This window comes from Ruegeria sp. K11 (assembly GCF_056531905.1).
In genome coordinates this window covers 43,177-70,083 of sequence record NZ_JBQFMP010000004.1, presented here as the reverse complement: position 1 = coordinate 70,083, position 26,907 = coordinate 43,177, and the positions used below count along the sequence as shown (strand labels likewise).

General features: G+C 57.9%; 34 protein-coding genes. 19 read left to right on the top strand and 15 right to left on the bottom strand.

Annotated elements, in window-relative coordinates; all coding sequences use genetic code 11:
- Positions 1–42 precede the first annotated feature (42 nt).
- From ACR0K4_RS07490 to ACR0K4_RS07480, 3 genes are all read right to left on the bottom strand, one after another.
- On the bottom strand, positions 43–1,335 hold the full coding sequence (locus tag ACR0K4_RS07490; protein ID WP_480853458.1) for an MFS transporter: 1,293 nt from the start codon (positions 1,333–1,335) through the stop codon (positions 43–45).
- Between the two features lie 198 nt (positions 1,336–1,533).
- Positions 1,534–2,475: a LysR family transcriptional regulator gene (locus tag ACR0K4_RS07485; RefSeq protein ID WP_480853676.1), complete on the bottom strand. Its 942-nt coding sequence runs from the start codon at positions 2,473–2,475 to the stop codon at positions 1,534–1,536.
- Between the two features lie 66 nt (positions 2,476–2,541).
- Positions 2,542–2,850, bottom strand: a complete 309-nt coding sequence (locus ACR0K4_RS07480) for a hypothetical protein (RefSeq protein ID WP_480853457.1) — start codon at positions 2,848–2,850, stop codon at positions 2,542–2,544.
- A 124-nt stretch (positions 2,851–2,974) separates the two neighbouring features.
- Here ACR0K4_RS07480 and ACR0K4_RS07475 point away from each other — a divergent pair, with 124 nt between their 5' ends.
- The 6 genes from ACR0K4_RS07475 (at position 2,975) to ACR0K4_RS07450 (ending at position 8,242) form a co-directional block, all read left to right on the top strand.
- Positions 2,975–3,649, top strand: coding sequence for an RNA ligase family protein (locus ACR0K4_RS07475; RefSeq protein WP_480853456.1), 675 nt, complete (start codon positions 2,975–2,977; stop codon positions 3,647–3,649).
- Between the two features lie 86 nt (positions 3,650–3,735).
- Positions 3,736–5,550 (top strand): translation elongation factor 4, encoded by a 1,815-nt coding sequence (lepA, locus tag ACR0K4_RS07470; RefSeq protein WP_480853455.1) that lies wholly within the window; start codon positions 3,736–3,738, stop codon positions 5,548–5,550.
- 76 nt (positions 5,551–5,626) lie between these two features.
- Positions 5,627–6,679: a hypothetical protein gene (locus tag ACR0K4_RS07465; protein ID WP_480853454.1), complete on the top strand. Its 1,053-nt coding sequence runs from the start codon at positions 5,627–5,629 to the stop codon at positions 6,677–6,679.
- 225 nt (positions 6,680–6,904) lie between these two features.
- Positions 6,905–7,258, top strand: coding sequence for a hypothetical protein (locus ACR0K4_RS07460; RefSeq protein WP_480853453.1), 354 nt, complete (start codon positions 6,905–6,907; stop codon positions 7,256–7,258).
- Positions 7,259–7,340: 82 nt separating this feature from the next.
- Entirely contained in the window at positions 7,341–7,661 is a 321-nt protein-coding gene (locus ACR0K4_RS07455; protein WP_480517859.1) for a hypothetical protein, read from the top strand.
- A gap of 128 nt (positions 7,662–7,789) precedes the next feature.
- Positions 7,790–8,242, top strand: coding sequence for a hypothetical protein (locus tag ACR0K4_RS07450; RefSeq protein ID WP_480517861.1), 453 nt, complete (start codon positions 7,790–7,792; stop codon positions 8,240–8,242).
- Positions 8,243–8,443: 201 nt separating this feature from the next.
- Here ACR0K4_RS07450 and ACR0K4_RS07445 read toward each other — a convergent pair whose 3' ends face one another.
- Entirely contained in the window at positions 8,444–8,581 is a 138-nt protein-coding gene (locus ACR0K4_RS07445; RefSeq protein WP_480517863.1) for an entericidin A/B family lipoprotein, read from the bottom strand.
- 216 nt (positions 8,582–8,797) lie between these two features.
- Positions 8,798–9,133, bottom strand: coding sequence for an ArsR/SmtB family transcription factor (locus ACR0K4_RS07440; RefSeq protein ID WP_480517866.1), 336 nt, complete (start codon positions 9,131–9,133; stop codon positions 8,798–8,800).
- A 310-nt stretch (positions 9,134–9,443) separates the two neighbouring features.
- Between ACR0K4_RS07440 and ACR0K4_RS07435 the strand changes: the two genes are divergently transcribed.
- From ACR0K4_RS07435 to ACR0K4_RS07410, 6 genes are all read left to right on the top strand, one after another.
- Positions 9,444–10,076 carry an ATP-dependent Clp protease proteolytic subunit gene (locus ACR0K4_RS07435; protein WP_170426621.1) on the top strand — a complete coding sequence of 211 codons (633 nt, stop codon included), beginning with the start codon at positions 9,444–9,446 and terminating at the stop codon, positions 10,074–10,076.
- Between the two features lie 124 nt (positions 10,077–10,200).
- Positions 10,201–11,460 (top strand): ATP-dependent Clp protease ATP-binding subunit ClpX, encoded by a 1,260-nt coding sequence (gene clpX / locus ACR0K4_RS07430; protein ID WP_480517868.1) that lies wholly within the window; start codon positions 10,201–10,203, stop codon positions 11,458–11,460.
- Positions 11,461–11,653: 193 nt separating this feature from the next.
- On the top strand, positions 11,654–12,016 hold the full coding sequence (locus tag ACR0K4_RS07425) for a RidA family protein (RefSeq protein ID WP_480853451.1): 363 nt from the start codon (positions 11,654–11,656) through the stop codon (positions 12,014–12,016).
- A 79-nt stretch (positions 12,017–12,095) separates the two neighbouring features.
- Positions 12,096–12,479 (top strand): NADH:ubiquinone oxidoreductase subunit NDUFA12, encoded by a 384-nt coding sequence (locus tag ACR0K4_RS07420; RefSeq protein WP_480517872.1) that lies wholly within the window; start codon positions 12,096–12,098, stop codon positions 12,477–12,479.
- Between the two features lie 12 nt (positions 12,480–12,491).
- Positions 12,492–12,944, top strand: coding sequence for an outer membrane lipid asymmetry maintenance protein MlaD (gene mlaD, locus ACR0K4_RS07415; RefSeq protein WP_480517874.1), 453 nt, complete (start codon positions 12,492–12,494; stop codon positions 12,942–12,944).
- Positions 12,941–13,309, top strand: coding sequence for a DUF2155 domain-containing protein (locus tag ACR0K4_RS07410; RefSeq protein ID WP_480517876.1), 369 nt, complete (start codon positions 12,941–12,943; stop codon positions 13,307–13,309). The genes mlaD and ACR0K4_RS07410 overlap by 4 nt, the downstream gene beginning before the upstream one ends.
- Here ACR0K4_RS07410 and aat read toward each other — a convergent pair.
- The 4 genes from aat to ACR0K4_RS07390 all read right to left on the bottom strand — a co-directional run bounded on the left by aat (position 13,264) and on the right by ACR0K4_RS07390 (position 16,494).
- The gene (gene aat, locus ACR0K4_RS07405) at positions 13,264–13,896 is read right to left on the bottom strand and encodes a leucyl/phenylalanyl-tRNA--protein transferase (RefSeq protein WP_480517878.1); all 633 of its coding nucleotides are present in this window, start codon (positions 13,894–13,896) and stop codon (positions 13,264–13,266) included. The genes ACR0K4_RS07410 and aat overlap by 46 nt on opposite strands.
- A gap of 48 nt (positions 13,897–13,944) precedes the next feature.
- Positions 13,945–15,294: an acetyl-CoA carboxylase biotin carboxylase subunit gene (gene accC, locus ACR0K4_RS07400; protein WP_480517880.1), complete on the bottom strand. Its 1,350-nt coding sequence runs from the start codon at positions 15,292–15,294 to the stop codon at positions 13,945–13,947.
- A 9-nt stretch (positions 15,295–15,303) separates the two neighbouring features.
- Positions 15,304–15,807 carry an acetyl-CoA carboxylase biotin carboxyl carrier protein gene (gene accB / locus ACR0K4_RS07395; protein ID WP_480853450.1) on the bottom strand — a complete coding sequence of 168 codons (504 nt, stop codon included), beginning with the start codon at positions 15,805–15,807 and terminating at the stop codon, positions 15,304–15,306.
- 150 nt (positions 15,808–15,957) lie between these two features.
- Positions 15,958–16,494, bottom strand: a complete 537-nt coding sequence (locus ACR0K4_RS07390; protein ID WP_480517884.1) for a helix-turn-helix transcriptional regulator — start codon at positions 16,492–16,494, stop codon at positions 15,958–15,960.
- Between the two features lie 182 nt (positions 16,495–16,676).
- Here ACR0K4_RS07390 and ACR0K4_RS07385 point away from each other — a divergent pair, with 182 nt between their 5' ends.
- The 5 genes from ACR0K4_RS07385 to ACR0K4_RS07365 all read left to right on the top strand — a co-directional run bounded on the left by ACR0K4_RS07385 (position 16,677) and on the right by ACR0K4_RS07365 (position 22,580).
- Positions 16,677–17,972 (top strand): helix-turn-helix domain-containing protein, encoded by a 1,296-nt coding sequence (locus tag ACR0K4_RS07385; RefSeq protein WP_480853449.1) that lies wholly within the window; start codon positions 16,677–16,679, stop codon positions 17,970–17,972.
- Between the two features lie 78 nt (positions 17,973–18,050).
- Positions 18,051–18,431: a response regulator transcription factor gene (locus ACR0K4_RS07380; protein ID WP_480517888.1), complete on the top strand. Its 381-nt coding sequence runs from the start codon at positions 18,051–18,053 to the stop codon at positions 18,429–18,431.
- The gene (locus tag ACR0K4_RS07375) at positions 18,428–18,748 is read left to right on the top strand and encodes a hypothetical protein (RefSeq protein WP_480853448.1); all 321 of its coding nucleotides are present in this window, start codon (positions 18,428–18,430) and stop codon (positions 18,746–18,748) included. The genes ACR0K4_RS07380 and ACR0K4_RS07375 overlap by 4 nt, the downstream gene beginning before the upstream one ends.
- Positions 18,736–21,417, top strand: a complete 2,682-nt coding sequence (locus ACR0K4_RS07370; protein ID WP_480853446.1) for an ATP-binding protein — start codon at positions 18,736–18,738, stop codon at positions 21,415–21,417. The genes ACR0K4_RS07375 and ACR0K4_RS07370 overlap by 13 nt, the downstream gene beginning before the upstream one ends.
- 74 nt (positions 21,418–21,491) lie before the next feature.
- On the top strand, positions 21,492–22,580 hold the full coding sequence (locus ACR0K4_RS07365; protein WP_480853445.1) for a FliM/FliN family flagellar motor switch protein: 1,089 nt from the start codon (positions 21,492–21,494) through the stop codon (positions 22,578–22,580).
- On the opposite strand, the gene ACR0K4_RS07360 is transcribed toward ACR0K4_RS07365, so the two are convergent.
- Genes ACR0K4_RS07360 through ACR0K4_RS07345 form a run of 4 tightly spaced genes read right to left on the bottom strand, consistent with a single transcriptional unit; the run spans position 22,577 to position 24,772 of the window.
- The gene (locus ACR0K4_RS07360; RefSeq protein ID WP_480517896.1) at positions 22,577–23,008 is read right to left on the bottom strand and encodes a protein tyrosine phosphatase family protein; all 432 of its coding nucleotides are present in this window, start codon (positions 23,006–23,008) and stop codon (positions 22,577–22,579) included. The genes ACR0K4_RS07365 and ACR0K4_RS07360 overlap by 4 nt on opposite strands.
- 9 nt (positions 23,009–23,017) lie before the next feature.
- Complete coding sequence (locus ACR0K4_RS07355; protein ID WP_480517898.1) at positions 23,018–23,449, bottom strand: DUF6691 family protein; 432 nt, start codon at positions 23,447–23,449, stop codon at positions 23,018–23,020.
- Positions 23,449–23,877 (bottom strand): YeeE/YedE family protein, encoded by a 429-nt coding sequence (locus tag ACR0K4_RS07350; RefSeq protein WP_480853444.1) that lies wholly within the window; start codon positions 23,875–23,877, stop codon positions 23,449–23,451. Before ACR0K4_RS07350 ends, ACR0K4_RS07355 begins: the two co-directional genes overlap by 1 nt.
- 31 nt (positions 23,878–23,908) lie before the next feature.
- Positions 23,909–24,772, bottom strand: a complete 864-nt coding sequence (locus tag ACR0K4_RS07345; protein WP_480853443.1) for an MBL fold metallo-hydrolase — start codon at positions 24,770–24,772, stop codon at positions 23,909–23,911.
- 241 nt (positions 24,773–25,013) lie between these two features.
- On the opposite strand from ACR0K4_RS07345, the gene ACR0K4_RS07340 reads away from it, so the two are divergent.
- The gene (locus ACR0K4_RS07340) at positions 25,014–25,229 is read left to right on the top strand and encodes a hypothetical protein (RefSeq protein ID WP_480517904.1); all 216 of its coding nucleotides are present in this window, start codon (positions 25,014–25,016) and stop codon (positions 25,227–25,229) included.
- A gap of 9 nt (positions 25,230–25,238) precedes the next feature.
- On the opposite strand, the gene ACR0K4_RS07335 is transcribed toward ACR0K4_RS07340, so the two are convergent.
- Entirely contained in the window at positions 25,239–25,457 is a 219-nt protein-coding gene (locus tag ACR0K4_RS07335) for a hypothetical protein (protein ID WP_480853442.1), read from the bottom strand.
- 166 nt (positions 25,458–25,623) lie between these two features.
- Here ACR0K4_RS07335 and ACR0K4_RS07330 point away from each other — a divergent pair, with 166 nt between their 5' ends.
- The gene (locus ACR0K4_RS07330) at positions 25,624–25,893 is read left to right on the top strand and encodes a DUF2312 domain-containing protein (protein WP_480517908.1); all 270 of its coding nucleotides are present in this window, start codon (positions 25,624–25,626) and stop codon (positions 25,891–25,893) included.
- 129 nt (positions 25,894–26,022) lie between these two features.
- Here the strand turns inward: ACR0K4_RS07330 and ACR0K4_RS07325 are convergent, their stop codons facing one another.
- Positions 26,023–26,898 carry an isocitrate lyase/PEP mutase family protein gene (locus ACR0K4_RS07325; protein ID WP_480853441.1) on the bottom strand — a complete coding sequence of 292 codons (876 nt, stop codon included), beginning with the start codon at positions 26,896–26,898 and terminating at the stop codon, positions 26,023–26,025.
- Positions 26,899–26,907: the final 9 nt, after the last annotated feature.

Here is a 26,907-nt window from a genome sequence, read left to right as displayed (position 1 = left end):
TCCGGGTGCCCTCTACAATCAAAGCTGCGCCGTGCATCAATGTCAGCCATCGGTCTCCGCACCAAGCCGTCTTGCCAAAACTCCGGTCAGGAACGCGGCAATGACAAGAAACGCTGCGCCGACAAGCCATGCCGTGGGTGTTGAGTAAATATCGGCAATGGCCCCTGCCAAAATCAGGCCCAATGCAGCCCCGAGTTGCTGTATCAGCGATCTCAAAGACAGCATCGTGGATCGCTGGCGGTCTTCTACGCATCTATGCAGAACACTGCTGGCTGGCGTCTCTGAAATGCCAAGGACAACAGAAAATACGATGAATACCAACGCAAATCCGGCGATGCTGCTCTGCAAAGCCAACGCGACCTGAACGACCGCCGTGCACGCGAATGCCGCCGTGAGTGTCATCGCGTGCCTTCTCTTGAAAATGCGACTGATGCGAGGTGACAGCCACGCGCCAAATGCGATTGAGAAGAAATAGGTTGCAGTCAAGACACCGATGATGGTGGTCGCATACTCTGCTTCGAGCATAGGTTTTGCATGGGTCGGCCAGATCACTTCGACCGGATTTGTCGCCATCAGGAAAAATGCCAAAGCAGCCAAAAGCACCGATAACGCCGGATGTTTCAGGGCAAGCAAACCTGCATCTTTGATCACCATTGGTACGGTCGCGAACCCCTGTTTCAGAGCTTGAGGGTCCAGCGGGCGCGGTTTTTCCACGATGAAACGCAGGGTATAAACGAGAACCCCAAGCATCACTGCCAAGCTCGCCACATAGGACACATCGTAGACACTGACGCCCAGCCCCTCTGCCGCCGTGCTGAAGAGATCGGGCAAAAGGCCTCCCAGAACAGCCCCCGTGGCCAAGCCCATGGCATTGGCCCATTGTGCTTTGGCAAGTGCGGGTTGAACATCCACATTTGGTGCTGCGGTTTTGAAGGTTTCAACGAACCAGGCGTCGAGCGTGCCCGACCGTAATGCACGTCCTAAACCGATAAAGGCAAATGAGAGTGCGAGAACATAGAAATCGCGTGTGGAGAGGAAAAGTACCAGTGAGACCATGCTGGCGACGACCGCCGCCAGAAAGACCGGCTTGCGCCCAATGGTGTCGGCCAACCCACCAAAGGGGAGCTCCATCGCCATGGTTGTAAGGGAATAGACTCCGAAAAGCAGCGATATCTGGAACAGGTCCATGCCCCGATCGGTCAGCGCCAAGGCTACAACGGCAACCGTCAAACCCATCGCGAAACGATCGAGAAACTGGTGAACCTGAAACACCCGGATGTGCCGCCTCGCCGGACTGGTCAGCGCAGCGAAGGAGAATTCTAGTTCCGTTGTCATGATCGCACCTTCGGCTTTGCAGACAACGTGCACAAGACCTCGCTGAACCGAGGCCTATACTGCGTGCGGGCGGTCGCTTGTACGGGAGCGGCGAAAACCCGGTTCGTCCTGCAACGCGCATTTAGGCCACACTCAATCTGCAAGCCGGGCTCGAAAAGTCCGGAAATCTCAACGGTCCGACACGGGTTCAAGCCTGGTTTAGCCCATAATCTTCAGTTGCCCGCCCAGCCATGGCAACTGCGCCACCGCCGGATCAACGATCTGGCTCTGCATCAGCCGTCGAATCATTCCCGCGACCTCCTGCGGGACCTGATCGGACCAGTCGGTGCGGGTGAACAGGGAAATCGTGCGAGCGAACGCGCCGAACGGGGCAGGGTGCGCCTCCATCCCGTCATGGAACCGTGCCGCGCGCATATAGCCCAGCGGCGTTGTGATCGCCCAGCCCAGCCCGCGCGCGACCATCGCCATCAGCGCGAGGTGCGAGCCGATCTCGAACCGTTCCTCGAACTCCATCTGCTGACGGGCCAGATGGCCTTCGATCTGGCGGCTGATCAACTGCTCGCGGGCGTAGCGCAGAAAGGGCAGGTGCTGCGTCGGCCGCTCGGCCCCCTTGGGCGCGACCAGAATGAACGGATCCTGCACCAGAGGGTATTCGACCACCCCCTCCAGCACCTCACCCGAATGGGCCGAGACCGCCAGATGCAGGCGCTGTTCCACCAGCGCCTCGAATATCTCGAGGCTGGGCAGCGTGATCAGCTTGAATTTCGACCGGGTCAGGCTGTCGGCCAGCAAGGTCGCTAAGCGCGGCGTCAGGTCATTGTCGAAATCGTCGATCAACCCGATGGACAGCGTGGTCAGATGCCCCAGATCCATCACCGCAAGCTCGCTCTGGGCCACCTGCAACTCACCCAAAACCGCCTGCGTACGCGCCAGAAAGCTGCGCCCGGCCTGCGTCAGGCGCATCGGCCGCCGCCCGTGATCCACCAGATCGGTGCCCAACGCCTTTTCCAGATTGCGCAACTGCTGCGACACCGAGGGCTGGCTGAGCCCCGTGATCTCGGCCGCCTGCGCCACCGATCCGGTGCGCGCCAGTGCCTCGAACACCTCAAGGCCCCGCAGGGTCAGCCCTTTCATCACCATCAGATACACCTTTCGCTGCGCCATTTCTGAGGCGCAGCGGGCATCAGGTCAAGGATTGCGTCCGGCTTAGCTGCAGATCGCCTGCGCCATCTGGCCAAAGTTCTGATACCGATCCCAGAGCGCATCATCGCGCGCGGTCTGCGACATCTTCAACTGCTGCGCCTGATGGGGGTCTTCGAACCACCTCGACACGGTCTTCTGATCACTGCGCGTCAACGCCTGATCCGCCACGCGCTGAATGCAGGAACACCGCGCCCGCGTCGCCGCCTCACGATCTGATGCCAGACACGCCTGCTTGATCTTTGCCGCTTCTGCAACTGGAGCCACCGCCGTCAGCGACGCCGCACAACATGCGATTAGGAGGAACTGTTTCATACTCGAGCCTCGTTTTTGCCTGCCCGGACGGGTCTTCTGCCCCTCTCAGTCTGCGCGGGAGTATGAATCAAAGTGGTTAACGGATCAATCATGTAGTGCGAAAAAGTGATTGCAAGCGGCTGACATGCCGCGTTTTCTGGTCGGACTTTTCTTTGGAAACTACAGATGCACCAAGATGCTTAAGAAATACGGACGTACATTTCACCTGCCGCAGTCTCCGGGCGCGACCAGCGATGACAAGATTATGTCCAGCGTTGACGCGCTGGCGTCGGCTGATGAGGTGGTCTTTACCGAAAAGATGGACGGCGAGAATACGACCATTCACAGCCAAGGCTGTCACCCTCGCAGCATCGACGCAAGATACCACCCTTCGCGCGATTGGATGAAGGCATTCGCCGCCAGTGTCGCGCCTCAGTTGGCCGAAGATGAGCGCATTGTTGGAGAGTACCTCTTCGCCCGCCACTCCATCGCCTATTCAGAATTGCCTACCTATTTTCTGGGTTTTGCATGGATCAAAGCCGAGGTGGTTCAGTCCTGGGACACCACACTCGCGCGCTTTGCTGAGCTTGGGATCACTTCGGTTCCCGAACTCTATCGCGGGCGGTTCTCCGCTCAGGTTGCGGACGACGTAATTTCTGGGCTGAACCTTGACCTCCAAGAAGGATTTGTCGTGCGCACAACAGCGGCCTTCAAAGAAGAGGAGATGCCCACACATCTGGCAAAATACGTGCGCGAAGGCCATGTTCAAAGCGAGACGCATTGGATGAACGCAGAACTGGTGAAGAACGGGTTGGTCTGACTGTCCGGAGACCTCATAAACAATGGGTTTCTTCGCGCGTCGTCCCACCTTGACCACAGCCCATTTCCGACGCATATCCCCAACCCATGACTGACCTCGCTCATATCCGCAATTTCTCCATCGTCGCGCATATCGACCATGGCAAATCCACCCTTGCTGACCGGCTCATCCAAGAGACCGGGACCGTCAAGGATCGCGACATGAAGGAACAGCTGCTCGACAGCATGGATATCGAGCGCGAGCGTGGCATTACCATCAAGGCCAACACGGTTCGCATCGACTATACCGCCGACAATGGCGAGGCGTATGTGCTGAACCTGATCGACACGCCCGGCCACGTGGACTTTGCCTATGAGGTCAGCCGGTCCATGCGCGCGGTCGAGGGCTCTCTGCTGGTCGTGGACTCGACCCAAGGGGTCGAGGCGCAGACGCTGGCCAACGTCTATCAGGCCATCGACGCCGATCATGAGATCGTGCCGGTGCTGAACAAGATCGACCTGCCCGCGTCCGATTGTGACCGCGTGGCCGAGCAGATCGAGGATGTGATCGGCATCGACGCGACCGAAGCCATTCAGGTCAGCGCCAAGACGGGGCAGGGCATCCACGAAACTCTGGAAGCCATCGTACATCAACTGCCCGCACCGCAGGGCAATCTCGACGCGCCGCTCAAGGCGATGCTGGTGGATTCGTGGTACGACGCCTATCTGGGCGTGATCGTTCTGGTCCGGATCATGGACGGCACGCTGAAAAAGGGGATGCGGGTCAAGTTCATGTCGAACAACACCCTGCACCATGTGGACCGCGTCGGTGTTTTCCGCCCCGAGATGGAGATGGTGGACTCGCTTGGCCCCGGTGAGATCGGCTTTCTGACCGCATCCATCAAGCAGGTCCGCGACACCCGCGTCGGTGACACCATCACCAATGACCGCAACGGCACCGAAGAGGCGCTGACGGGCTTCAAACCTGCGCAGCCGGTGGTGTTCTGCGGCCTCTTCCCCGTCGACAGTTCCGAATTCGAAGACCTGCGCGATGCGATCGACAAACTGGCGCTGAACGACGCCTCATTCTCGTTCGAAATGGAAACCTCGGCCGCGCTGGGCTTTGGTTTCCGCTGCGGTTTCCTTGGGTTGCTGCACCTTGAGGTCATCCGCGACCGCATCGAACGCGAATATGATATCGAGCTCATCACCACCGCGCCGTCGGTGATCTATCACGTCTACATGAAAGCCAAAGAAGGTTCAGAGGGGGAGATGATCGAGCTGCACAACCCCGCCGACATGCCCGACCCGTCCAAGGTCGATCATATCGAGGAACCGCGCATCAAGGCGACCATTCTTGTTCCGGATGAATACCTCGGTGACGTGCTGAAACTGTGTCAGGACCGCCGCGGCATCCAGCTTGACCTGACCTATGCCGGGTCGCGGGCGATGGTTGTGTACGACCTCCCCCTCAACGAAGTGGTGTTCGATTTCTATGATCGCCTGAAATCGGTAACAAAAGGTTACGCCAGCTTTGACTACCAGATGACCGGGTACACCGAGGACAATCTGGTCAAGATGTCGGTGCTGGTGAATGACGAACCGGTTGACGCCTTGTCAACCATGGTTCACCGCGACCGGGCCGAGATGCGGGGCCGGGCGATGTGCGAAAAGCTCAAGGACCTGATCCCGCGCCATATGTTCAAAATCCCGATCCAGGCTGCCATCGGAGGCAAGGTCATCGCCCGCGAAACCCTCTCGGCGCTGCGCAAGGACGTGACCGCGAAGTGCTACGGAGGCGACGCCACGCGGAAACGCAAACTGCTGGACAAGCAGAAGGCGGGTAAGAAGAAGATGCGCCAGTTCGGGAAGGTCGATATCCCGCAGGAGGCGTTTATTTCAGCACTTAAGATGGATAGCTAATGGTTGGCCTTCTTTTAGTAAGTGGTTACGAAACTTGATGACATTTTTAGTTGTCATCTAGATTTACCGAGGAACAATGAGTGAACTGGACCGCAGGTTTGTAGTAGTAGTAGGTGCGGGTGCAAGCACGGACTTCGGCCTACCAGTCGGCTCACAACTAAAGGAAAATATCTCCAAGATTTGTGCGACCGACATATACGATGGGCGCGACGGAAGGGTACGAAACAAGACCATAGAAAACGCGGTCAGAAATTTGGCTGCGCGGGAGCCGGGAAAATACTCATTTGGAAGTCTTTTCCAGGCGTGTAGCGCAATTTCTAAAGGAATGGCGTCAGCCCCTTCGATAGATAACTACTTGGATACTCATAAAGATAAACCGGAAGTAATCGCAGTCGGAAAGATGGCTATAGTGTACGCGATCTCCGACGCGGAGCGCCGTTCAAAACTATATGTAGATCAGAGTAATATCTATAACACGCTCGAGTTCTCCAGATTGCAGAGTACTTGGCTCGCCGCCTTCACAAGAATTCTACTCGCCGAACGATCATTTGAAGAATTTTGCGATGCTCTTTCCAAGATTCATTTTGTTACATTCAACTATGATAGGTGCATCCAGCAGTATTTTGTATATTTGGCTAAGGAATACTTTTTCGACAGAAATGATGCCCCGGAAATAGTCCTCAAAAACTTAAACGTAACCCATGTTTACGGTGCAGTTGGAGAAGAGTTTTATCAACTAAATAGGAATACTGATTTCGGTGTGGAGCTGAACCAAGACCAATTATTACATCGAAGGAGCTGCATCAGGACTTTTACGGAAGGCGTCGATAGTGATGTGGTTGTTGATGAGCTTGAAAGCGCATTCGATGACTGTGAAGTTTTGATGTTTCTTGGTTTCGGGTTTCACGCACTCAACATGGACATATTACCGTCCACGAAATTGAGGTCATTGGAAAAGATTCTGGTGACATCGCGCGGTCAGTCGAAAAGCGATTTGGAGATACTAAGAGATCGATTGTCGTCAAAGTATGGGACTTTTCACAACGACATTTTTTTTGATGCGGCCGAAGCCGCCGATGTCTTTTCTGAATTCTATCGGTTTCTTTCTCGAGCGCCCACAAAGATCTAAGAAATGCCGTGAGGGTGTCGCAAAAGTTTGCGCCCCAGGGCTCCGCCCGTTCACGGCTGAATTCGTCCACCGGACGAATTCCGAGACGCCGCTCACCCCCTCGGGTCGGCGCTGCCCTCAGTTCTTTTGATCGGCCGTGGGGCGGGAGTGTCCAAATTTCGGAAATCCCGCAAGAAGTGCTACACTCGCCTCATTCCAAACAGATTTTTCAAAGGGAGAAGTGTTATGGACCCGCAATTGCGTTCCGAGATTTCGATGCGCCGTCTTGACCATTATTACGACATCATGCGCACCTCGATCCTTGCTTATGTCGCCATCGCCGCGATCATTGGGTTCGGCTCTGAAGGGGTTGCCCTGCCGCTGATTGTTCTGGTGCTCGTGGTCACGGCCTATGGCGTTCTGGCGGGCAAGACAGCCCTTGAAGACGTCGAAAACCTGCGTAGCGACATGACCGAGGAGTTTGCGCAGACCAGTTTTGCCCGAGGGCTGAAGGCGCGCAATCTCAAGGGGTTGATCATGACATCGAACGTTCTGCTGTGCCTTATTGCATTGGTGGAGCTCATTGCGATTGTGATCTGATCGGGTCTGTGACCCATCTCACAGCTTCAAGCTCACCTACCTGCTAAGATTCACCCAACGGTACCCTCAGCAGGAGGCGCAGATGTCCGCATCCATGATCCCCATCATCGCCCTCGGGTCGGCGGGTCTCTATTCCGTGGCCATGATCGCGATGAAGTTCTGGTGGAAACTCCCCGGTGTGGGTCTTGGCCTGCTGATCGTCGCGACCCTGCTGGCTGGGGCCACACTGGAACTCGCCGCGCTGCGCGAGGAACGGCTGGGCATCATCTATACCGGCATTCTGGGGGCCGAGGTTGTTCTGATCGCCATCGCCTCGTTCTTTCTGTTCGGCGAGAACTTCTCGTATCGCGAGGCTATCGGCATCGGTCTGGTCATCCTCGGCACCGCTCTGGCATGGGCCTGAGGCCACATTAATCCCACATGAACAATCCTTTAGAAAACTTGTAAGCCCCGCACCTCCTCCCAATCTGTATCCCACAACACGGATGTTCGCATTTGAACTCCAAAAGGTCGCATTCAGGAGGAGAGACCATGACCAGATACATGACTGCCGGAGCAGCCGCTCTGGCCACGAGCCTCACCCTCGCCACGGCCGCGATGGCCGACACCACGCCGGACCTGCGCGGTGCATGGACGGGGACCTATACCAAGGTCTCGCCCTCGCGCACCGCCACCGGGGATGCGCCGCGCTTTCATCAGGGTGAGTGGCTGCTGGACATCCAGCAGCAGCAGGACAACCTGTTCTGGGGGCCCAGCAAGTGGCGCCCGAATGCCGATGCCGACTGGCGCGTCTTTGATGCCACCGGCACCATCAGTCTGGATGGCTCGGGCAAGATCGGGCTGGTCGAAAGCTCGGCCGATCCGGATGTGGGCGTCAACGCCATCGTGGATGCCTATTACAAGGACGGCAAGATTTACGCGGATTTCCGTAGCCTGCGTCGGGGAACGGCCTACAGCACCGTTCTTGAGCGTCAGGTGAACTGAAGCGTCTTCGGTCCGGCTGGAAAGTGAGGGGGTATCTCTGCCGCTGACATTTGAACGCGGCAGAGCGTGTTACGAAGTACCACCCGGGTCGGAGCGCTTCTCATCACCGCCTCTCCGCAGGGAGGAGACGGGTCGGGCGGTCGTGGACCTTCAGCGCGGTATTGCCAGAGACAGCTTTGGCGCCGCCCGGCCCGGATCGAATCAGAAGCTTTCCTGCACGTCCGTTGCAGCGTCCTGAATTGCATCGCCAGCTTTTTCGATATCTTTTCCGGCCCCTTTTGCCGTTTCACAGGCGGTCAGGGTGAACAGGGCCAGGCCAATCAGGAATGCGCGGATCATTGAGTGCTCCATTGAGTGTTTGGTTCCGATTTGCATGCAGTTTTGCCGTAGGGCTGCAGGTTTTGTCCAGCCCTTCTATCCGTTCCATTCGGGATCAGCGGGCGGTCAGGGCCGCAAAGCGACAATCGGGGATGTGATCCGCTCTTGGCTTTGGTGAATACCGCACGAGTTGCGCAAATACAGTCTGCAATGCGGTTCCGATTGAATGGGGTGGGGCTATTTGCTTTCGCAGAACAGATCATAAACCACTTCGAGGATGCGCAAGGGGCGGTCATCCGCAAGCCGATAGAAGATCGCCTTTCCTTCGCGGCGCGGAATCACAAGTCCTTCAAGCCTGAGGCGGGACAATTGCTGCGACACCGCAGCCTGACGGGCGGCCAGAAGCTCTTCTAGCTCGGTGACGGATTTTTCCCCGGATACCAGGTGACACAGGATCATCAGGCGGCCTTCGTGGCTAATGGCCTTGAGAAAATTCGATGCCCGAGTCGCGTTGTCGGCCATCAGATCGTATGTGCCCGAGGTCCCCTCCCCAGACAGATTTGAAAGCGCCATCTTGCAGTTCCTTGCTCGTTCTTTGATCGCTGTAAGTTTCGAAAGTGGTACAGTGCATTCAAACATATTCTGAGCATCTGTAACCATATGCACGGATCAAAATAGCGTGATGGGTTCGTGGATGCCGGGGAGCTGACGCGGGCATGCTCTGGCTGATCGGGTCGGGTTGCATCACAGCAAATGGCACAGGCTGCACCAAGAAAAGGCGGATCGCGCAGCACCCCTTGCAGCCCCTCGGTGGCGGCACTAAGACTCGGGTAACAGTTCTTCGGGTAAGGTCCCGATCCACAGCAAAGCAGGCAGGTTCAGAATGTTCGATCCAGTAGACACCTATATGAATACGCTCGTTCCCATGGTGGTCGAACAGACCAGCCGGGGTGAGCGGGCCTACGACATCTTTTCGCGCCTGTTGAAAGAGCGGATCATTTTCATCAACGGCCCGATTCATGATGGGATGAGCCACCTTGTTGTGGCGCAGCTGCTGCATCTTGAGGCGGAGAACCCGAACAAGGAAATTTCGATCTATATCAACTCGCCGGGTGGCGTGGTGACCAGTGGCCTCTCGATCTATGACACAATGCAGTACATCAAGCCGAAATGTTCAACTTTGGTAATCGGTCAGGCAGCGTCAATGGGATCGGTGCTGCTGGCCGGTGGCGAAAAAGGTATGCGGTTCTCGCTGCCCAACAGCCGCATCATGGTGCACCAGCCCAGCGGCGGCTATCAGGGTCAGGCGAGCGATATCATGATCCACGCGGCCGAGACGCAAAAGCTGAAGGATCGCCTGTATGACATTTACGTGCGTCATACGGGTCAGACCAAAAAGGCGGTTGAAAAAGCGCTGGATCGTGACAATTTCATGAGCCCGGAAGAAGCAAAAGACTGGGGGCATATCGACGAAATCGTCGAAAACCGTGCCAAGATGGATGGCGATGACGCCTGAGACTAAGGTGCCGCGCGTTTCCTGCGGGGCACATTTTGAGATTGTGGCCGCCCCGGCGGTGGCCTAAGCTGCGGCAAGTGCGCTTTCTGAACGGGGCGCTGGGACGAAGCCCGAAAGGTAAAACATGGCGACGAATTCAGGCGGAGACGGCAAAAACACGCTCTACTGCAGCTTCTGTGGCAAAAGCCAGCATGAGGTGCGCAAGCTGATTGCCGGTCCCACAGTGTTTATCTGTGACGAATGCGTTGAGCTGTGTATGGACATCATCCGCGAAGAGACGAAGGCCAGCGGCCTGAAGTCCAGCGATGGTGTTCCGACCCCAAAAGATATCTGCGAGGTTCTGGACGATTACGTGATCGGTCAGGCCACTGCCAAGCGGGTTTTGTCCGTTGCAGTCCACAACCACTATAAGCGTCTGAACCACGCCCAGAAAGCGGGCAGCGATATTGAACTGGCAAAGTCGAACATCCTGCTGATCGGCCCCACCGGTTGTGGCAAAACATTGCTGGCGCAAACGCTGGCTCGGATTCTGGATGTACCGTTCACGATGGCCGATGCAACCACCCTGACCGAGGCAGGTTATGTGGGTGAAGATGTCGAGAACATCATTCTCAAGCTGTTGCAGGCCAGCGAATACAACGTTGAACGCGCGCAACGAGGCATCGTCTATATTGACGAGGTCGACAAGATCACTCGTAAGTCCGAAAACCCGTCGATCACCCGGGATGTTTCCGGTGAGGGCGTGCAGCAGGCCTTGCTGAAACTGATGGAGGGCACCGTAGCAAGTGTCCCGCCACAAGGCGGACGCAAGCACCCGCAGCAGGAGTTTCTGCAGGTGGACACGACAAACATCCTGTTCATCTGTGGCGGTGCATTTGCCGGTCTGGACAAAATCATCGCGCAGCGGGGCAAGGGCTCGGCCATGGGGTTTGGCGCCGATGTGCGTGACAACGATGACCGCGGCGTGGGCGAAATCTTCAAGGAACTTGAGCCCGAAGACCTGCTGAAATTCGGCCTGATCCCTGAATTTGTTGGTCGCCTGCCGGTTCTTGCGACACTGGAAGATCTGGATGAGGATGCTCTGGTCACGATCCTGACGAAACCCAAAAACGCGCTGGTAAAGCAATACCAGAGGTTATTTGAGCTGGAAGATGCGGAACTGGCGTTTACAGACGATGCCCTGAAAGCCATTGCCAAAAAAGCGATTGAACGCAAGACCGGCGCGCGCGGGTTGAGGTCAATTCTGGAAGACATTCTTCTGGATACAATGTTCGAACTGCCGGGTATGAAAAACGTAACCGAGGTCGTCGTGAATGAGGAAGCGGTGACCTCGGATTCTCAACCGCTGATCATCTATGCCGATGCGAGCCAGGAGTCCGCTTGAAGCTACTGACTGTGGTGAGATCGGATAAGCTGTTGGGGGCTCTGCCCCCGCCGCGGCAAGCCGCGACTCCCCCGGAGTACTTCGAAAAAGATGAAGCTGGGGATCCGTTCTTCATCTGGCTATAAATATCCCGGAGCGCGAGGCAGAGCCTCGCAAATTGATTGTCCATCAGAACGAAGATTTCATTAAAGCCATGGCGATCAAGCGCATATCTTCCGGGGGCGAGTTTGAGGCGAAAGCCGGATATTGTCGTGCAGTGGTTGCCGGTGGTTGTGTTCACGTTGCTGGTACTGTTGGGCAGGGTGAGACTGTTGTTGCTCAATGCCGGTCTGCGTTGGAAACCATTGGCGCGGCTTTGACAGAGGCAGGCGCAAGCTTTTCCGATGTGGTGCGCGTGACCTACATGCTGCCGGACCGTCGAGAATTCGAGATCTGCTGGCCGATACTTTCTGAGGTTTTCGGGGCCAGTCCGCCTGCCGCTACGATGATCGAATGCGGATTGATCGACCCGAAATACCGGATTGAAATTGAAGTGACGGCAAAGTTGCCGGAATAGGGCATGTGACTGTTGTGGGACTGGACCTCAGACAGCCTTTAGTCCATATCTGCGGGAACAGAATTGCCGGAGGCACCTGATGGGTATTGTGAACAGTTTGTTGCGGGCCGTGACCTGGTGGAACGGGGCCACTTTGAATACTCAGATCTATACCAGGCGAAACGGCGTCAAGGTCGGCGAAGACAATGAAGGCAATGTGTTCTATCGTACGGAAGATGACAGCAAACGCTGGGTAATCTTCAATGGCGAGGCCGAGGCAAGCCGGATCGACCCTGATTGGCATGGCTGGCTGCACCGGACTTGGGATGAACCACCAACGGACAAGCCCTTGCAACACAAATCCTGGGAAAAACCGCATCAGGAGAATCTGACGGGCACGGCGCTGGCATATGCGCCGGCAGGATCGTTGCGTCGTCCTGATCCGCTTGAACGCACGGATTATGAGGCCTGGAGCCCGGAATAGACGAGGCGCGCGATGTCGACTTATAACGTAACCGAAGTCCTTGTTGGTGGCGCCGTTTTGGCATGTGCCGTAGCTTTTGGTGTTTACGCCAGCCAATCCACCGGTCTGTCGCAAAGCAGTGGCGGATATGAGCTTGGCGCCTCGTTCCGCTCGCTTGAAGGTGTCGGCGTGGGGACTGATGTGCGTCTTGCGGGGGTCAAGATTGGCACCGTTACCGGGGTTACGCTGAACTCTGACACCTATCGGGCGGATACGACATTCACGATCTCGGACGGGATTCTGGTGCCAGATGACAGCGCGATTGTGATCTCCTCCGAGGGGCTGCTTGGCGGTAACTTTGTCGAGGTGATGCCCGGAGGATCTCCGTTCTATTTCGAAGCCGGTGATCAGGTCGAAGACACTCAAGGCGCGGTCAGCCTGATCTCGCTATTGGTCAAATTCGTGGCCGGAGATGGCGGCGAATGATGCGTTTTGCCGTGATGGTCGCGTTCTTCGCGGCCACGGGTGTGTCAGCCCAGCAAAAGGTTCAGTCGGGTCCCGGCGCTATGCTGCGGGGTTTGGACAAGGTCAGCGGACAGACCATCGACATTGAAATGCAAAATGGTCAGACCCAACCGGTGTTTGGCCTGGATGTGGCTTTGGGCGATTGCCGGTACCCCGTTGACAACCCGACCGGCGATGCTTTTGCCTATCTGACGATTTGGGAAAATGGCAAGTCGGATCAACTGTTTGACGGGTGGATGATTGCCACGTCTCCGGCATTGAACGCGTTGGATCATTCCCGTTATGACGTTTGGGTGATCCGCTGTATAACCCCTTCCGGCGACTGACATATTTCGGCGTTGAAGTCCGCACTTGCGTTTAATGCGTCCTCCAGCTCAAGCCGGTATTGTGTGCGGGGGATTTCGATTGCTCCCAGCGAAGCCAGATGCGCGGTCAGAAATTGGGTGTCGAACAAATGGAACCCTGTCTGACGTAGGCGATCCACCAAATAGGCCAGCGCGATCTTTGAGGCGTCAGTTTTGCGCGAGAACATGCTTTCACCAAAAAACGCGGCCCCGAGCGCCACGCCGTACACACCGCCGACAAGCCTCTCATGATCGCGGATTTCCAGCGAGTGCGCGTGGCCTGAACGGTGCAGTTCTTGGTACAATTCACGTAGTTCTTCGTTGATCCACGTGTCGGTCCGGTCTGCACACCCGTCAACGACTGCGGCAAAGTCCCGATTGATATCGACAGTGAAGCTGCAGTTGCGAATGCGCCGCGCAAGACTGCGCGAGATGTGGAACCCATCCAGAGGAAAGACGCCGCGAAGTTTGGGGTCGACCCAGAACAGCTCGGACGCTTCGCGGTGTTCGGCCATCGGAAAAATGCCGATCGAGTAGCCGTGCAGAAGAAGGTCGGAGGTCAGGCGCATTCGGGCAAACCTAGGGTCGGAAAGCCTTTGCTCTCCGACCCCGCAAAATCATTGGGCCATATTCTCCGCAAGCCAGCGTTCCAGCCAGTGGATGTTGTAATCACCGCTGTGGATGTCTTTTTCCTGCAGCAGCGCATGGAACAACGGCACGGTGGTATCGATGCCGTCGACGATCAACTCACCCAGGGCGCGGTTCAAACGCGCCAGCGCCTCGTCCCGGTCGCGGCCCTGCACGATCAGTTTCGCGATCAGCGAGTCGTAATAGGGTGGGATCGAGTATCCGTCATAAAGCGCCGAGTCCATCCGAACACCCAGACCGCCCGGAGCGTGATACGCGGTGATCTTGCCGGGGCAGGGCGAGAAGTTGGGCAGTTTCTCGGCATTGATCCGAACCTCGATGGCGTGGCCGTTGATCTCAAGATCATCTTGACCGAAAGACATCTCTTCGCCAGCGGCGACGCGGATTTGTTCGCGCACCAGATCGACGCCGAATATGCCCTCGGTAACGGGGTGTTCCACCTGCAGGCGGGTGTTCATCTCGATGAAATAGAACTCGCCGTTTTCATACAGGAACTCGATGGTGCCCGCACCGATATAGTTGATCTTGGCCACGGCGTCGGCACAGATTTTGCCGATCTTGGCGCGCTCTTCCGGGCTGATCGCGGGGCCGGGAGCCTCTTCGAACACCTTCTGGTGGCGACGTTGCAGCGAACAGTCACGCTCGCCCAAGTGTACCGCTTTGCCCTTGCCATCGCCAAAGACCTGGATCTCGATGTGGCGCGGTGTGGTGAGGTATTTCTCGATATAGACCTCGTCATTGCCAAAGGCGGCTTTGCCCTCGGCCCGCGCGGTCATGAAGGCGCTTTCCATCTCATCAGCGCTTTGCGCGACTTTCATGCCGCGCCCGCCACCGCCGGCGGTGGCCTTGATGATGACGGGATAGCCGAATTCCTCACCGATCCGCTTGGCATCAGCCAGCGTTGGAACCCCGCCGTCCGAGCCGGGAACGCAGGGAACGCCAAGCGCTTTCATGGTGTCCTTGGCAGTGATCTTGTCGCCCATCACCCGGATATGCTCGGCGGTGGGGCCGATGAACGTGATGCCGTGATCTTCGACGATTTGCACGAACTCGGCATTCTCGGACAAGAAGCCATAGCCGGGATGGATCGCCTGCGCGCCGGTGATCTCGCAGGCCGAGATAATCGCGGGCACCGACAGATAGCTTTGCGGGCTGGGCGGGGGGCCGATACACACCGACTCGTCAGCCATACGCACATGCATCGCGTCGCTGTCGGCGGTGGAGTGCACGGCGACCGTCGCAATCCCCATCTCGCGCGCGGCACGGATCACGCGCAGGGCGATCTCGCCTCGGTTGGCAATCAGGATTTTGTCGAACATGGGCCCGCCTTACTCAACGATGACCAGAGGCGTGCCGAATTCCACGGCATCGCCATCCGCCACCAGAACGCGTTTGACGGTGCCCGACTTGGGCGCATGAATGTGGTTCATGGTTTTCATCGCTTCAACGATCAGCAGAGTGTCGCCTTCGGAGACCGATGCACCGACCGAGATGAACGCAGGAGCGCCGGGTTCGGGCTGCATATAAACGGTGCCCACCATCGGCGAGGTAACGGCGCCGGGGTGGCTGGCCGGATCCTCGGATGCGGCTGCGGTCTCGGCAGGGGCTGCGGCGGCCGCAGCAATGGCGGGCGCTGCGGCCGGGGCGGCGGCAGGCACTGCAACCTGAACCGGCGCGGGCGCGGCCTGCATGGCACGGCTGACCCGCACATTCAGGCTGTCTTCTTCGCCATACTCACGCTTGACCTGCAATTCGGTCAGATCGTTTTCGCGCAGCAGTTCGGCCAAGGCTTTGATGAACGCCACATCCGCTTCGTGTTTGGTATCTGTCATGAGTATCCTCGAAGGTTCCCCTTAGGCCCGTCTATGCGAAGCGGGCTCTGGTCTGATTACGCAGCGTTATAAGCCATGCGCCCGGCCATGAAAAGCAGGTCTGAACGGGTCTGATAGTGGTTTTTGCACAAGATTCCTGGGCTGGAAGCCTCATAAGGGCATTCCCGAGAGTTTCGCCACCAGTTCAGGCAGCTTCCGTGCCCCGAATTTCTCTAGCAACCGCGCGCGATAGGCCTCGATCGTGCGATAACTCAGGCCCAGTTCGACGCCGATCTCCTTGGCCGACAACCCCCGACAGGACAGGATCGCCACTTCGCGTTCGCGCGTCGTCAGTTCGACCAGTGGCCTCTCTTCCGAGATGTCGGAAAAGCTCCAGATCCCGTGGCGGAAAGGGTCGTCCGGGGTCAGTGACCGCCCGCGTGCACGGCACCAGAACAGGTCCCCGGTGCGTCGCCGCATGACCCGCTCGTCCGTGTAATACCCGGTGTCCCGCATGATCTGCAGGCTGCGCGCGCCGATCCGTTCCCAATCTGCAACCGATGGGTACAGATGCAGCAAAGGCATATTACGATACTCGGCCTCATCGCCGCCAAAGGTGCGTGCAAATTGCAGATTGCAGCGGCGGATGATCCGGTTTTCAAGCTCGACAAGCCCGATTGGCGCATATTCGAAAGCAGGATCGCTCATATACCTATGGTGACGCGTATTGCCTGGATTGAGAAGGGGCAGCGCGGCGTATTATCCGATTTCGCGCAGGTGACGAAATCGAGTGTATTGTAAATGATGTAAAAGGTGTTTGAAAATTGCGTGGCAAACCGCGATAGTTACTTGGTTATTCTGAAAACAGGTTATCTTGGGGTTCCAAATTCATGCGGAGCACATTGACCGGAAGCCGTATTCGCGAAAGGCGGCAGATCTCGGGTCTGCGGCAGGCACAGCTGGCGCGACAGGTCGGGATATCCGCGTCCTATCTGAACCTGATCGAGCACAATAAGCGCCGCATCGGGGGAAAGCTGTTGATCGACATCGCGGGCGCATTGTCGGTTGAACCTTCACTGCTGACGCAAGGTGTTGAGGAAACACTTCTTTCCGCGCTGCGCGAAGCCGCCGCGGATGCGGTTGGCCATCAGGCCGAACTGGACGGGATGGACGAATTTGCCGGACGGTTTCCCGGTTGGGCGGGTGTCTTGGCACAAATGCACCGTCGTGTGGTTTCGCTGGAACGCACGGTCGAGATTTTGTCTGATCGCCTGACGCATGACCCTCATTTGGCAGCCTCGATGCACGAGGTTCTGTCAACGGCGGCGGCAATCCGCTCGACGGCGGCGATTCTGGCAGAGCCCGGCGAGATCGAAGCCGAATGGCGCGACCGGTTCCATCGCAACCTCAATCAGGATGCGGAACGCCTGGCTGAAAGCTCGAAGGCGTTGGTGGCATATTTGGACGATACCGGAGGCAGCGGTGAGCAGCGCGGTGTTCCGACTGATGAGGTCGAGGCGTTTTTTGCCGATCACAGCTATCACTTCCCTCAGCTTGAGGCGGACGGAACCCCGGAGGACATCGCGCTGACCGCGTTGGGCACCGGGGCTGCGCGCACATTAGCAGAAGAATTGCTGGCGATCTACGCGTCTGACGCGCGGGCGATGCCTCTGGCGCGGGTTCAGGCGGCGTTGGAAGACGGGCCGCTTGACCCTCTGGCTCTGGCTTCGGCGTTCTCGGTCAGTCTGGCCAGGGTGCTGCGTCGGCTTGCCTGTTTGCCCGAAGGGATGTTGCCGCGCCCGGCGGGTCTGGTGGTGTGCGATGCTTCGGGAAGCATTCTGTTTTTCAAGCCAACAGCGGGGTTTGCATTGCCGCGCCACGGGGAAACCTGCCCGTTATGGCCTGCCTTCACGGCGCTGAACCGCCCTCTAGTGCCGATTCGGAAGCGCATCGTGCAGGTGGGGCGCAGCACGGCGGAATTTGAGTGTTTCGCCATTGCCTTGCCCGAGGCTGCAACCGGGTTCGATGCCGAGCCGGTATATCGTTCGGTGATGCTGGTAATGCCCGTTGAAGAGAGTATCCCTCCGAATCCAACAACGACCCATGCCGGGGCCAGTTGCCGGATTTGTCCCAAAAACGATTGCGCGTCGCGTCGCGAACCGTCGATTCTAAGCGAAGGTTTTTGACAGTTTCCGGGTGGCGTGATTAGTCTGGGCATAACGGATGACCGGACGAGGTGCCGGTCATGGGGAGGAACTGAACATATGAGCCGAAAGGTTCTGCTGATTGAGGATGAGCCGAACATCACCGAGGCCATCCGGTTTTTGCTGACCCGTGAGGGGTGGCTGGTCGAAACTCATGCCGAAGGCAGCGATGCGGTTAAAGTCATTCTGGCGACGCAGCCTGATTTGGTGATTCTGGACGTGATGTTGCCGGGCAAAAGTGGAATGGACATTTTGCGTGACTTGCGGGAAATCCAAGATATGCAGGACCTCCCCGTCCTGATGCTGACGGCCCGCGGCCAATTGCGCGACCGCGAGATGGCCGAGCAGGCCGGGGTCAGCCGGTTCATGACCAAGCCCTTTTCCAATACCGAAGTTCTGACCGCAGTGCGCGATCTGCACGCGCAGGCGTCCAGGTCATGACACAACCGCGGGACGAAGCCGAACGCCCGTCGCCGGCCCGCCCTTCGTTGTTTCTGGAGCGGCAAAGTTATCGCAGGCGCAGACTTGCGGACGCGGCCCGGTTGTTGCCGTTTCTGGGGGCGGGGATGATTGCTCTGCCGTTGCTCTGGCCGGACGCTAATGACGGGGCGTCTGCGCTTCCACTTTCATCGGCCATATTCTACATTTTCGCCTGCTGGGGCGCGATGATCTTGATCAGCCTTGTCTTTGGAATTGCCGCCAGACGATTGTCCGCGACGGACACCGCCGAGTCGGAGAACGGGTCATGGCGACGCTGAACATCCTGATCCTGGTGTGTCTGGGATATGTTGTGCTGTTGTTTGGCGTGGCCTTCATTGCAGATCGCATGGCCGCTGCCGGGCGGGGAAAATGGTTGCGATCCCCTTTGATCTACACCTTGTCCCTGTCGATCTATTGCACTGCCTGGACGTTTTATGGTGCAGTTGGAAACGCTGCGCGCTCGGGGCTGGAGTTCGTGACGATCTATCTGGGCCCGACACTTGTGATGCTCAGTTGGTGGTGGGGATTGCGGAAACTGGTTCGCATCGGACGGAGCCAGCGCGTGACCTCGATCGCTGACCTGATTTCCTCGCGCTACGGCAAGTCGAACACACTTGCAATCTGTGTCACGATTCTGGCTGTCCTCGGCGGCACGCCTTACATTGCGCTGCAACTGCAATCGATCACGTTGTCTTTTTCGATCTTCGCCGAAGCGGATCCGACCGGCCTCTATCGCGAAGGGTCGAGCGTGTTCTGGGTCGCCGCCGGGCTTGCTATCTTTGCCATTCTGTTTGGTACACGCAATCTGGATGCGAATGAACGGCACCATGGCGTCGTCACGGCCATTGCGCTGGAATCGGTGGTCAAGCTGGTTGCGCTTCTGGCCGTCGGGATTTTTGTCGTCTGGGGGGTCGCGGGCGGATTTGGACCCATGATGGAGCGCATTGACGCCTCGGAAATTGGTCAATGGCACGTGGATACCGGACGCTGGACGACGCTGATCTTTCTGTCTGCTGCCGCATTTGTCTGCCTGCCCCGGATGTTTCAGGTCATGGTCGTCGAGAATGATGACGAAAGCCACTTGCGCACCGCCGCCTGGGCCTTTCCGCTGTACCTGTTGTTGATGAGCCTGTTTGTCGTCCCGATTGCGGTTGTCGGTCTTGATCTGTTACCCCCAGGTTCGAACCCGGACCTGTTCGTGCTGACGGTCCCGCTGTCACAAGGCAATGACTGGCTGGCGATGCTGTCCTTTATCGGGGGCTTTTCCTCGGCCACGTCCATGGTGATCGTCACGGCCATGGCGTTGTCGACGATGGTGTCGAATCATGTGGTCATGCCGATCTGGCTGAACACGCAGGAAGGGTCAGGGTCGGTGTCGGGCGACGTGCGCAACATCGTTCTGCTAGCGCGGCGGGTATCCATCGCGGTGATCATGGCGCTGGGTTATTACTACTACCGTCTGTCGGGCGGCGGTGCGGCGCTGGCCTCGATCGGATTGGTCGCGTTTGCCGGGATTTCGCAAATTCTGCCGGCTCTGGTCGGTGGGTTGTTCTGGCGTGGGGCAACACGTACGGGGGCACTGGTCGGGTTAAGCGTCGGTTTCGGCATCTGGATATACACGCTGCTGCTGCCTGGGGTGGGCGGCGGTCTGCTTGCGCAGCCGATTATTGAACACGGCCTGTTCGGATGGGGATGGTTGCGGCCACAGGCGTTGTTTGGGATCGAAGGCATCGATCCGTTGGTGCACACGGTCATGTGGTCTTTGTCTTTGAACACAATTGCTTTCTGCGTTGTCTCGCTGCTGAGTTTTCCCAGCCCGTTGGAGCGTCTGCAAGGGGCGCAGTTCGTCAACGTGTTCGATCATTCTGCTGCCCCCCGGGGATGGACCGGTTCGGTGGCGCAAAGCGAAGACCTGATGATCATGACACAGCGGATTCTCGGCGCTGCCCCAGCGCAGGATTTCTTTCAAGCCGAAGCCAGCCGACAAGGTGGAAGACCGGGGCGCTTGCCGGAACCCACGCCTGCATTTCTGGAGCGTCTGGAACGGGAACTGAGTGGCTCGGTCGGGGCGGCGGCGGCCCATGCGATGATTGGTCAGATTGTTGGCGGTTCGTCCGTTTCGGTCGAAGATCTGCTGGCCGTGGCCGACGAATCCGCGCAATTGCTAGAATATTCAAGCCAGCTCGAAGCGAAATCCGCCGAGCTGAGCCGGACCGCGCGTCAGCTGCGCGAGGCGAATGGGAAACTGACGCAGGTTTCCATGCAGAAGGACGCTTTCCTCAGTCAGGTCAGCCATGAACTGCGCACGCCAATGACCTCGATCCGTGCGTTTTCCGAGATTCTGCGCGACACGGACGGCCTGGAGCCGGCCGAGCAGACACGGTACGCTGCCATCATTTACGACGAGGCTTTGCGCCTGACGCGCCTGCTGGACGATCTGCTTGATCTGAGCGTTCTGGAAAGCGGGCAGGTCAGCCTGAATATGGGCGACGGTACCCTCAGCGCGGTTCTGGATCGGGCGGTTTCGAGCGCGTTGGCCGGGGGGGACAGGCACCTTTCCGTACGCCGGGTCCGGCCTGCGGAACGTATCCCGCTCCATACCGATCTGGACCGGTTAGGGCAGGTGTTCATCAACCTGATTTCGAACGCCCAGAAATACTGCGATTCGGATGACGCATGCCTGACGATCTCGGCGCATGACGTGGGCGGGCAGGCGGTGGTTGATTTCGTCGACAATGGCAGTGGTATCCCGGCGGATGCGCAGTCGATGATCTTCGAGAAATTTGCCCGCGTGGGGTCGGACAAGGCGGGCGGTGCGGGGCTGGGACTGGCGATTTGCCGCGAGATCATGCAGCGTCTTGGGGGTGAGGTCACCTATCTGCCGGGTCAGGGCGGGGCCGCCTTCCGTGTCAGCCTGCCGCTTGCATATCAGCAAGCCGCGCAGTGAGCGCATAAAGACAATTGTAACCTTCGCTGGGGTAAACAGGTCCGAGAAACGGATTTCACTGGCGGTTCCACCGAATGTCGAAACAGGTCAACCCGGCGTTGGCGCGCAAACTCTCTGTCACCCATGACAGTGTTGATGAAGCGTCCCGCCCGATCCTCAGGGCCTTGCGTTTAGGTCTTGCTCGCGCGGCGGGCGAGGGGATTGGGTTGCCCCTGTCCGTCATCGGCGTCAAGCACACGCGCAGAGTTCAGGACGACCTTGCAGCAGTAGTCCAAGACGGGTGGCTGATGCTGTTGTTCTCGGCGGCGGAAAGTCATGTTGCGGCTGTCTGTCTCGACCCGAGTTGCGTGTCCGCGATTGTGCAGCAACAGACGATTTCCACAGTTCTGAACGCTCCACCGCAGCCCCGACCATTTACTGATACAGATGCCGCGATGGTCGCCCCGCTGATCGAGAATATGCTGGAACGCGCGTTAAATCTGGTTGAGGCACCATCGGATCAGGCCAGCCTGTCAGGGATGGAGTTTGTTGCCCGCCCCGAAAACATGCGCGCCCTGACGCTAGCTTTGGTTGCGGACGCGTACCGCGTCTTTGACCTGACATTCGAACTGGCCGGTGGCGCCCGGCAGGGGCAACTTTGCGTGATGCTGCCCGAACGACCAGAGGATCACGAGGATGAAGCGGACGGGGGTGCCGCCATGCGTCTGGAGCAGGCCACCGGTATGATTAGGGCGGATCTGAACGCAGTGATCAGTCGACTGCCCTTGCCCTTTGCAACCCTGGCAGGGCTAAAGGCCGGGGATGTGCTGCCGCTTCCCAATGCCAGGCTGGACGGGATCGAGGTGCTGGCGATTGATCGCTCTTGCGCGTCCGTCGGGCGTCTTGGTCAATGCCGCGGCTGGCGCGCAGTCCGGGTGAACGAACTTGCATCGTTGACGCCGTTGCCTGAACCGGAACAGGCTGGTTTCATGGCCAGCAAACCATCGCGGCCTTTGCCTGAAAAGACCGTGCAAGCGATAGCCGAGCCCACAAGTGACGGACCCAAGGACGGTATTGCCGCATCGGATGCACCACATGATGTTGGGCTTGCGGACAAGCCGGAAAACATGCTGGCTGAAATTACTCAACTTGCGGGCCTTAATGGCCCGGAGCATGCTGACTAACTGCCGTTGCCGCGCAGTTGATCCAGCGTCGGGCGCAATTGATCCAGCGCATACCCGGCCTTGCCAGTGGCGTCGAGGATTTCATCCGTGCTCAGCCGGTCACATTGTCCCAGCGCCCACACGACCGAGCAGCGTGTGCCCGAAGCGCAATAGGCCAAGACCGGGCCGCTGCAGCTTTCAGCCAGATCACGCTGAAGGGACACATTTTCGGGCGTCATAGTTTGGTGGGTCAGTTCCAGAACTTCATATTCCATTCCGGCAGCGCGCACCGCCTGACCGATGGCATCAGATTGAATGTCGGGCGGAACTTCACTGTTCGGGCGGTTGCAGATCACCTTGACAAATCCTGCCTCGGCGATGGCTGGCACGTCCTCGACCGTAATCTGCGGCGAGACGGCATAGCGGGGGGTAATCGGGCGAATCTCCATGACAATTGATTAGGCCGCGCTGGCCATCCTGTCCAGTTGTGCGCCCAGTTTCGGTGCCGCAAACATACCTGCAATCATGGCCGCCAGAAAAACGACGCCACCTGAACCGCCATAGCTGAGCGAGGCCATTGCGGGTCCGGGGCACAGACCGGCCAACCCCCATCCCATACCAAACAGGACCGAGCCGACGATCAGCCGCCGATCCAGCTCAACCCGCGGTGCGGACGGAAACTGCCCGCCGACCAGAGGCGTGCGGCTCCGGGTCATTTGCCAGGCAATCGCCATGGGAATGATTGCGCCGCCCATCACGAATGCAAGGGTTGGATCCCAGGCCCCGAAAACATCCAGCCACCCTTGTACTTTGGTGGTGTCCGTCATGCCGGAAACCAGAAGTCCGGTTCCGAACAATGAACCGGCGATAAAGGCCAATATGCCGCGCATCAGATCACCCCCAACATGTGCCGGAACAGGACCAGGGTCACACCCCCGGCCAAAATGTAAAACACGGTTGCCACGATACCGCGCAGCGACAAACGCGAGATGCCGCATACTCCGTGCCCCGAGGTGCATCCGTTGGCGATCCGCGTCCCGACGCCCACCAAAAGCCCGGCTATGATGATAACGGCGAAATCGCCGGTCAGATGTGTCTCGGCTTGCGGGGATATCAGGGGGCGCAAAAGCAAAGGCATCCCGATCAGACCGGTAACAAATGCGATCCGCTCACCGCGACCCGAATTGCTCTGGGGCGCGAGCAGATCACTCAGAATGCCACTGGCACCCATAATGCGCCCGTTTCCGAGCAGATAAACCGCGCCAGCCAGCCCGATCAGTAGCCCGCCAACCAGGCCCCAAACCCATTCAATATTCATCTGTGTTACCCTCTTGTCGTCTGGCCCGATGTCACAGTTTGTTCACAGGTAATTTCATGAAAACATCGCCCTTTTCGTCCGCCGGAGGCATTTGGCCCGCGCGCATATTCACCTGCAGCGAAGGCAGGATCAGACGTGGCATGGCCAGCGTTGCATCGCGGGCATCGCGCATCTCGACAAATTCTTCGATGCTGCGGCCCTGACCGATATGGACGTTCAGCGCCTTCTGCTCGCCCACGGTGGTTTCCCAGGCATATTGGTCGCGACCGGGTGCCTTGTAATCATGCCCGACGAAGATGCGTGTCTGGTCCGGCAGCGACAGGATTTTCTGGATCGAGTTATAAAGATCGGCCGATGACCCGCCGGGAAAATCGCATCTGGCGGTTCCGAAATCAGGCATGAAAAGCGTGTCGCCCACAAAAGCCGCATCACCGATGACATAAGTCATGCAGGCCGGGGTATGGCCCGGAGTGTGCAGCACATCGGCACGCATCTGGCCGATGTGGAAACTGTCGCCCTCGGAAAACAGCGCGTCGAACTGGCTGCCGTCGCGCTGGAACTCGGTCCCTTCGTTGAAGACTTTGCCAAAGGTGTCCTGAACGACGACGATCTTTTCACCGATACCGATTTTGCCGCCCAGTTTCTGCTGCAGATAGGGGGCTGCGGACAAGTGATCCGCATGCACGTGACTTTCCAGTATCCATTCGACCCTTAATTCGTGTTTGGTGACATGGTCGATGATCTGATCGGCCGATGTGGTATCGGTCCGGCCCGACGCGTGATCGAAATCCAGAACACTGTCGATGATTGCACATGCGCGTCCCTGAGGCTCCTGGGCAACGTAGGAAACGGTGTTTGTCTGCGCGTCAAAAAAAGCTGTTATTTCGGGCGTCATCCGATCCTCCCACAGGTTGCTTTCACATATTGATAGCGGAATGTGATGGAATTTCCAAATCACGAGTTGATGTCCATCAAGGCAATTCGGTGGCTTTTCGCGTAAGAGTTAACCGACTCGCGGTGAATTGCCGATTTTCATGCCATGTTGGCGGGAAATTGAAGAGAGTTCAGCGAGTCTCATGGTGATCTTATTTTCGTTACATATATCGTCGATACAGGCACCGTTTGGGAGGACGCAGATGACTACACAGGATTTATATTCAGAAGCGGAACAACTAGAGCAAAAGCTGAAAGGTGCTTGTCTGGATACGCGTTTGGCATTGCAGCCCAGCGTCAGTCAGGTTTTGGACCGGATGCGGGCGCAGGGAATGCATATTCCTTCCCGACTGCGCAGGTTGGATGCGGCACTGTGCGAAGATGCGCTGGAAGCCCGGTTCGACAATATGCCGATCTGAAGGCTGCGGTCATCCGAAGGAGATACCGAGGATGACCAGCATCAATCCGATGACAGACAGAAAAAGCGAGGCCATGTTCCACGGCAACACGGCCTGAACAACCGCACGCAAGTCATCATCAGAAAGCCCGGATTTCCGTGCTTTCATCACGCGCAGGATACACCAGACCAGACCGCACAGCCCTGCCAGCGAAAGGGCTGCGCCACACCAAACCATAATGTCGAACATGGTCCCTCACGCTCATTCGAAAACCTCGTTCCGCGCTTAGCGGATCAGTGCCGTCGGCACAAGGTGAAGGGGTCGAAAGGACGCTTGCAGTTGAGGCGGGGGCGCTGTATCCGGATCATTGCCCGATGCCCCGGCACCGGTTTTTCAGCCTTTTGGAGAGACGCATATGGAAGATATCACCGAAGATCAGGCCGCCGCGAACTACCGCGTGACCTCTGGCGAATTGCGCCAGTTTGTAGAGCGGATCGAGCGTCTGGAGCTGGAAAAGAAGGATATCGCCGATCAGATCAAAGAGGTGTATGCCGAAAGCAAATCCCGTGGCTACGATGTGAAAGCCCTGCGCAGCATCATTTCTCTGCGAAAGCGGGACAAGGACGATATTGCCGAGCAAGAGGCGGTGATCGAGATGTATAAAGAGGCGCTGGGCATGACTTGACGCTTGCGGGTTGTAAAACCCGTACGCAAAATTCCTGAACCGCGCAGCTGTGACATCTGCAGCAGATCAGATGTGGCCTGCACAGTGGTCAGCTTGGGCCGTTGAAATACGGCCCGACCACGTCCGGCTCTAGTCGTTTGAGTATCGCTTTTCCATCTCGTCGTAATACGCTTTTGCCACGGCACTCTGCCGAGTTTCAAACCGCGCCACCGGGCCGCTTTCGTCCATTTGTCCATCGGATTTCAACATGGACAGGGCGTCATGCATACCCTTCAGCGCGCCCTGAAGGGCCACGTTTGCGTACAGAACCAACGCAAATCCCATCTGGTCCAGTGTTGCCAGATCAACGATTGGGGTTTTCCCGCCCACGACCAGGTTGATCAACTGTGGCGTGGTGTTCAAGCGGGTGGGAATACTGCGAATATCGTCGACCGAGCGCGGGGCCTCGACAAAGGTGATGTCGGCCCCGTCCTCGATAAACGCCTCGGCCCGATCCAGGGCAGCGGTCAGGCCCTGGGACGCGCAAGCATCGGTGCGGGCGACGATCATGAAGTTGGGGTCTTGTCGGGCATCCACGGCGGCCTTGATCCGGCTGCGCGCCTCGGGCAGATCGACCACGTCTTTGCCGGAAAAATGGCCGCAGCGCTTGGGATTCACCTGATCTTCCAGTTGAATGGCGCTGGCCCCCGCACGTTCCAGCGTACGTACCGTGTGATGGACGTTCAGTGCATTGCCGAACCCGGTATCTGCGTCAACTACGATGGGCAGGTCCGTGACATTGCGAATGGCCGATGTGTGCTGCGCAATCTCGGGTAGGGAAACAAACCCGAGGTCCGGCATGCCGAGATAGCTGTTGGTCAGGCCCGCGCCCGAGATATACAGCGCTTCGAACCCCAACTGGTCGATCATTCGCGCAGCCAGCGCATTGGCTGCCCCCGGCATCAAAACCGCCCCGCCTGTGTTCAGGCGTTGGCGAAAAGCCTTGGTGATCTCGTGATTCAGCATCGTGGCGGG